Origin of the sequence: Paraburkholderia mimosarum LMG 23256 = NBRC 106338 (assembly GCF_000739815.1) — a bacterium.
Taxonomy (GTDB): Bacteria; Pseudomonadota; Gammaproteobacteria; order Burkholderiales; family Burkholderiaceae; genus Paraburkholderia; species Paraburkholderia mimosarum.
In genome coordinates, this window is sequence record NZ_BBJJ01000146.1 from 1 (window position 1) to 6,846 (window position 6,846).

General features: G+C 54.4%; 5 protein-coding genes and 1 pseudogene. All 6 read right to left on the minus strand.

What is annotated here, in order from left to right:
- Positions 1-109 precede the first annotated feature (109 nt).
- Positions 110-494: pseudogene (locus tag BMI01S_RS40050) on the minus strand (sigma factor-like helix-turn-helix DNA-binding protein); the annotation flags it as partial.
- A 418-nt stretch (positions 495-912) separates the two neighbouring features.
- Positions 913-2,721 (minus strand): ABC transporter ATP-binding protein, encoded by a 1,809-nt coding sequence (locus BMI01S_RS35385; protein WP_028232873.1) that lies wholly within the window; start codon positions 2,719-2,721, stop codon positions 913-915.
- 53 nt (positions 2,722-2,774) lie between these two features.
- Positions 2,775-3,524: a hypothetical protein gene (locus BMI01S_RS40055; protein WP_154671489.1), complete on the minus strand. Its 750-nt coding sequence runs from the start codon at positions 3,522-3,524 to the stop codon at positions 2,775-2,777.
- A 261-nt stretch (positions 3,525-3,785) separates the two neighbouring features.
- Positions 3,786-4,049, minus strand: a complete 264-nt coding sequence (locus BMI01S_RS44335; protein ID WP_028232874.1) for a hypothetical protein — start codon at positions 4,047-4,049, stop codon at positions 3,786-3,788.
- Positions 4,050-4,159: 110 nt separating this feature from the next.
- Positions 4,160-5,614 carry a hypothetical protein gene (locus BMI01S_RS35395; protein WP_208461034.1) on the minus strand — a complete coding sequence of 485 codons (1,455 nt, stop codon included), beginning with the start codon at positions 5,612-5,614 and terminating at the stop codon, positions 4,160-4,162.
- A gap of 100 nt (positions 5,615-5,714) precedes the next feature.
- Positions 5,715-6,846: thioesterase domain-containing protein (locus BMI01S_RS35400; RefSeq protein ID WP_042292568.1), on the minus strand; the 1,132-nt coding region annotated here is incomplete at its 5' end.

Below are 6,846 nucleotides of genomic sequence, written 5' to 3' on the forward strand. Positions count from 1 at the left end.
ATCCTACCTATATGAGCTTTCTCAACCCGTCTACCTATTTGCACCAGAACCACTATTCCTGCTTTCTTACGCAGGCTGCTTCCGCTCGTCTGTGTAACGCAAAAATCGCGCTTTTTGAACCACGCCAGAACCAGCTATAGCCGTATCCGTCCGGATGCTGGGCCCTGTATTCCTGCCACAGCAGGTCAAGCGTCACGCCCGGCTTGCCGATCTCGCGATGTATCGTCGGCCAGTGCGGCATGCCTCGCGGCAGCGTGCGTGGCGCGGGCGGCGGATACAGCCGGGCTTCGAGTGCCGCGTCGTCGCTCGCCAGTTGTGCTGCCGGCTGGCAACGGCCACTCCAGCCCGGCCAGCTTCACCCGGTGCAGGTATTGCCACACTGTCGAGGTCGACGTGCCGATGGCTTGGGCGATTTCCCGATGGGTGCGGTCGCACTCGAAGTGCAGCCGAAGGACTTCACGAATTTTACGCATGGTCAACCTGATGTTTGCCATCCGGCACTCCCGACAAAATTGTCGAGCGTGCCATCGTTGACCCGCGTCGCTGCTACAGCACCTTGCTGTTCGCTTTCGCGTGGAATCCCTGTTCGTTTTGCCGTGGAATCGGCGTTCGGTTTGCCGTGGAATTCATGTTCGCTTTCGCGTGGAATTCACGTTCGATTTGGCGTGGAATATTCACCTCCCGTCTTGCCAACTCCTGCATTTCATGAAACATATGTCTTACTGATCAAATGCAACTCCAGTCCGCTTGAAACCCGCAATCAGTTGGGTGACTTGTGTATAAACGCATGAGGTAAGCCACCGGCTCTGCCGGTGGCTTACCAAGATTTGACCTTTACGACGGTCGGCGTGAATTTCCTATCTCCGCCAGGCTTTGTTCAGCAGGGCAGGGCCATGCTAGGCCACAACTTTATCAAATCTGGCGAGCTAACCCGAATCCCTGCCGCTCAAACAACCGACGGTAAATACTATCATCGAGTTGAATGAGCTGATCGTGGCTGCCTTCCTCGACGAGGCGGCCGCGATCAAACACCAGCAGCCTATCGAGCCCACGAACCGTGGACAGGCGGTGTGCAGCCACGAGTGTCGTGCGCCCGACCATCAACCGCTCCATAGCCTCTTGAATCAGCACTTCGCTTTCGCCGTCAAGGTTCGAGGTTGCTTCATCGAGAATAAGGATTGGCGAGTCTGCCAGGAAAGCACGAGCGATAGCCACTCGCTGACGTTCACCGCCCGAAAGCTTCACGCCGCGATCGCCCACCAGCGTAGCATAACCGTTCGGTAACGCGGTAATGAACTCGTGTGCGTTCGCTAGCGCGGAAGCTTGCTCGATCTCAGCCTGCGTCGCGTCCGGCTTACCATATGCGATATTCTCCGCGAGCGAGCGGTGAAACAATAACGGCTCTTGTTGCACGATAGCAATCTGCCGTCGCAGCGAAGCCTGCTCAACCTGGGAAATGTCTTGCCCGTCAATCATTATGCAACCATCGCTGGGATCGTGGAGCCGCTGGATTAGTTTTATGAACGTAGTCTTTCCTGCCCCTGAACGGCCCACCAGCCCCACGCGCTCACCGGGGGCAATGACTACTGAGAAGTCCTTGTACAACGGCTCCCGGACTTTGTCATATTGGAAAGTCACGTGCTCGAAACAAATCTCCCCTCGTCGAATCTGGATAGGACACGCATCTGGTCGGTCCTCGATGCCAGATCTCTCTCGCTCAAGAAAAACTAGTTGTTGCATATCATTCACAGAGCGTTGCAGGTTGCGTACGTGCATCCCAACTTCGCGTAGATAACCTTGCAGGACGTAGAACATTGTTAGCGCAAACGCAATGTCGCCGACGCTTGCTTCATCGCGCGCGCGGAACCATAGTGCGGCACTGAGCATCGCGGTTTGCATCAGCACGAGCATGCCGCTCTGGACTCCACCATTGGTCGTGCTACGCGCCCACATGCGAGCCGCATGCTTACGCCACTTACTGACTATACGGAAAAACCTAGCTTCTTCTCGGCTCTCGGCGCCAAACGCTTTTACGACCGAGTTACAAGCTATCGCGTCGGCAAGCCTACCTCCCATGCGGGTGTCCCACAGATTGCTGATGTGCGCGGCGGGCGCTACATAGCCTAGCGATAGCCACACCGCGGCCGTAATGTACAACAGCGATCCTGCACCAACCAAGGCACCCATCAGCGGCCAGCGGACACCAAATAGCGTCGTCGCGCCACCCAGCATCAGCAGCGACGGCAGCAACGCGAGAAGCAGCGTGTCATTCATTAGTTCTAGCGCCCACATACCGCGCGTGATTCTGTGTACTGTCGAACCGGCGAAACTATTCGCATGCCAATCTGTGGAGAGACGTTGCACACGGGATAATGCGTTTGATGCGACTTCGCTTATCATGTTCAACGTCAGCACCACGATGTTGTGAAGCGTGAAATGCCTCGCCAAGGTCGTGCCAACTCCCAATGCGATCAGCAGACCAAACGTACTTGCTGCATGTTGCCACGCAACGGACTTGAAGCCCATATCACCGGCACTCGCTGTGAGCGCATCCACGAGCCTCCCAGTAAAAACTGGGGTCGCCACCTCGGCAAGGGTGGCCAGTAATGCGAGCGTCGCGATCGCGGAAATTCTCACAGGCTGTTTGCGCCAATAACGCATAGTAAAGACTAGTACGCATTTAAATGTCCGCATTTCAAACCAAGGCTTTCTTTTCGTCATTTTTTCTCGAGGTGTCTCAATTCATTAAATGAAAGAAACGCAGGTTTCATAAATCATAATTCGTATTGAAACCACACATTTGGCTCAATATAAACGATGAAATTTTGCTCCATTGAAACGAGCACAGGCACCAATGCTCCATCGACCTCAGCAGTTCCAGAATGTTCGAATATTTGCCCTGTCCATCGTGACCATTCCGAAATTGTTCCAACGATAGTCATGGAATAAGGGGCAATTTTCATGATCTTTCCTCCAGCACCGATGTGGGTTCGCAACCAAGAATCCATCGGCAACCCGTCAGGGCGTTGTAGCCTGGCATACTCGAGCATTGGCATACTGGGAACATGGTGCTTTTGGCTTGGCCGAACGGGAACCGAAAGTATTGAGAATCCCGCCATTTTGGCACGTTGCTTCAACGCATTCAGCAGTGCCAGCGCATTACCAAAACCTCTCGCCTTTGGCAGTAGGGTAATTTCGAGCGCGCTTATCGTCGTTGGTTCACGGCCTAGCAGACTGTCTTCGTGAGCCCAGCGGATAACCTCATCCCAACCGCCGTCCGGCAATTCCATGCGGCCCTCGATGTTTGAAGCAAATGGAACGCCAAAAGCGCGGCCAACGACCTCCTCATCGACAAGTCCAGCATACGCGAAGTCCAAGTATCTTGAAAAGACTCCCGCACCAAAATAAAGTTTTGCCGCGTGATCATGGCGCATAAAGTTGGGCCACATGCTATCTAACTCGCTCGAAAAAACAAGAGGAATGAGTTCCGGCCTCTCTCGCAAAGAAAATATTTTCAAATTCATCTTAGAACTCCGACGGGAATCGTGAAACTACATCGCTGAACATTCTTTCTTCCAGCCAACACCCAGAAGATACTTCGCCGCTGCGAATTGCGCGAGATGACAACGGCTCGCGCTCGATCGTCGCGCGGCTATGCCGTGGCGTTTGTTGCCCAATGACTTTCCGCCGTGCGGAAATAATGTCCATATGGATGGAGGCTGATACCTCGGAGCAGTTGCTTGCTGCGCATGTGATGCCGGCCAAGGAACTGGAGCGTCCTCAGGTCAAAGAATTGGCGCATCAGGCACGCCACGGGCTAGACGGTCAAGATAGCGTTCGCCGATCACGGATATACCGGCGAAGAGCCAGCACAGCCGGCACTCGACGAAGGGATCGAGCCTCAGATAATCAAACCGACTGAGGCGAAAAATGGCTTCGTGCCGTTGCCGCGTCGCTGGGCGGTCGGTCTCGGCTTCGGCCGGCTCAATCGCTTCCACCCACCGGCCGGAGACTAAGGGCGATTTCCCGAAACCCTGACCGGCCTGCATTCTGTCGTATCGTCCGTGCTTGTCCACTGGCGCTCCCGTTCAGTTCAGGTGGTTGACGTAGCACTCGTCACAGAAGTATACGATCAAACACAATTAGTGTGGACGCGCCGTCACGATGCAAGTACCCCGTTTTTAGCGAGAAGAGATACCTTTTCCAATACAGAAATGGCACGTTCTACTAGATAATCGGCACTGTTATCTCTCTGGCAAACGGCCTCCACAATCAACCGCGCGCTAAGACTCATTCTCAGCGCGGAAACAGGAACCCCATCGATCTCGCCACATAAAACGGGTTGGCCCAATTCGCAACGCGCGGACAATATTTTCCGTCTTACTCCGCGCGCCCTCCCGCCAAGGTCTAATTTCATTCGATTGAATATTTTGGTTGTGTCATCCGCAGGCAGCGGCCTTCTTCTTCGGTTATCAATGTCGAACACGATGAAGGGGAAAATCGTCGGTATCTGATCCCACGTCGCCTGATTTTTCGTTGGACGGCGCTGCAAGGCGGGCGGTTCTAGGAGACTAAGCTGTTGCGCGTTACTCATCCATGATGTAATGGCGTTATAGAAGTTCTCCACGACCTCTCTGATACGTTCCGCGGGGATGCTGTGAAAAGCCCGCAGTTCAGCGAGTGCGGCCTCCCACCGCAAAAGCAATCCAAAGTTGCTTGCATTGTGAAGCAACATAGTGCCACTCCAATGTTGTGGCCACTCCGCGCGCGCACTATTGACGCGAAGTGCCGGATCGAGCGGCCGCTTCATCAATCTGTATGCTGCGTCTGCCGGAACCAACAACATTGCGGAAAATGGAGGGCCGCTAAAAAACTTTGATCCAGTTACGATGACAATACAATCCGCACGGAGATAACTTACTAACGTGCTCGATGCCAGCCTGAATTGGGAGGCATCGATGACCGTCTCAATGACGTTTGGCCAACGCCGCTTGAGTTCGAGGACGCGATCCGGACTGGGGCCCAACATGCCGGTCTTGGAGACGTCGGTTAACACGATCAAAATGCGCTCATACTGCTTTACAGCACTCAGGACAATTGCTTCAAGTTCGTCATCAACCGCGGCAATGGATCGGGGATTGCCGTCCTCTGAGCGAATTGCTATCGACTTGACATGATTGACATCGCCGAAATCTCCCGCATTCTCATCGTCCATCGCAGGGGGATAGCGATGATATAAGGCGCCCGCCAAAGCACGCCCGACACCGCTCCCAGTCTCTTCCGCTTGAACCATGATCGCCAACGTTGTGCGATAGCTGGTCCCGGCCACCAGCCTTGCGACAATCATGTGAGCATCTGTGCCGGAAGCGGATACAATTGCCTCCAACCCCAACAGTTCTCCCAAGCCGCACAGGTCGACGAATTCACTACGCAGCCTCGACATCTCCTCGAAATAGACATCCGCCGGATTTCTCTCCCGTAAGCTACTCAAGAGATGGGAGCGCAGTTGTTGTGCAGCAGAGTGGCCAGATATGGAGATCGTAGATGCCGTGGCGGAGCCAAATGCTAATAGCCCTGTATCTGGTATCGGCCGCCCCCCGTATTTATTGATCATTGCGGTGTCGAGTTCGATCCGTGGGTCCCCTCCTTGCGTTAAAGCTTCGAAAGTCGACGGGAGGTAACAGTCGAGATGGTGCGCGCGCGTTGTCATAGCGTCAGAGCCCTATTGTTGGCGGGTGTGGTGTGCTGCCTAGGCATAATGAAAGTGAGCGAGCAAGAATCCGGCGGTTTTCCGGCACGGTCATCATTGTCACGTGATCGCCTGGAATCGGTATGGCATGAATGGCCCGGGGATTTAGAACTCGGTCCCAGCCATGCATGGGTTCAATCTTCTTAGGCTCCGTTGCATCCGGAGTGCATCCAGCGCGGAAATTCTGGGGAAACTCAGATGCATAGAACTGGTAGATTTCGACTGGCAGGGATGGAACCTGATACTTCTGTAACACGTGCTGAAAATGGATATACGTTTCGGCGGTTTCGTAGAAATCCCCTTCTACAACTATCACCCCGATTTCCTGTGCCTTATGGAGTAGTTGCGAGACAGAACTGTTCCTAGCGCAGCGCTGTAGCAGTTCGAATCGTTCATCGTCCAAAGACTCCAGAGGTTCAAATACCATTTCCAGTATTATTTCCGCATCCGATTTTTTCGGAGAATCTGCTGGCAGCGGGGCATCGATAAGACCCAGAAAAGATACCGTTTCATCGAAGCGCAGCAACTGCTGAGCAATCCCGTAAGCGAGGATCGCACCGGACGAATATCCGGCAATCCGGTAAGGAGCTCGTGGCTGAATCTTCTTTATCCTCAACAGTGTATGTGTTGCGATCTCCTCAAGAGTCAGTGAACGATCTTTGAAGGAGGGCCATGGCAGAGCGTAGATGGGACTATCCACTTCCATTTCTTTTGCTAAAGTGGAGACATACGAAAAATCTCCATAGCCTGTCGGAACAAAGAAAACGGGAGGCTGAGTTCCCGCCAAACGGACCGGCAACACGCCAGACACATGACGATCCATGTCCATCTCGACCCTGGAGGCAAGATCCTTCAGGACGGGGGCTTCGAAGAGATCGATAGCGCTTAACTTCATTCCCCCATCCAGTGCTCGGCTGAGCAGCCGCACGGCCAGCAGCGAATGCCCCCCCAGCTCGAAGAAGTGGTCACGCCGACCGACCCGCTCCAGCCCCAGCAGCTCCGCCCACAACTGCGCCAGCACCGTCTCGAGCTCCCCGCGCGGCGCCTCGTAACCCCGCCGCGCATAGGCATCGTCAGCTGGCGCCGGCAGTGCCTTG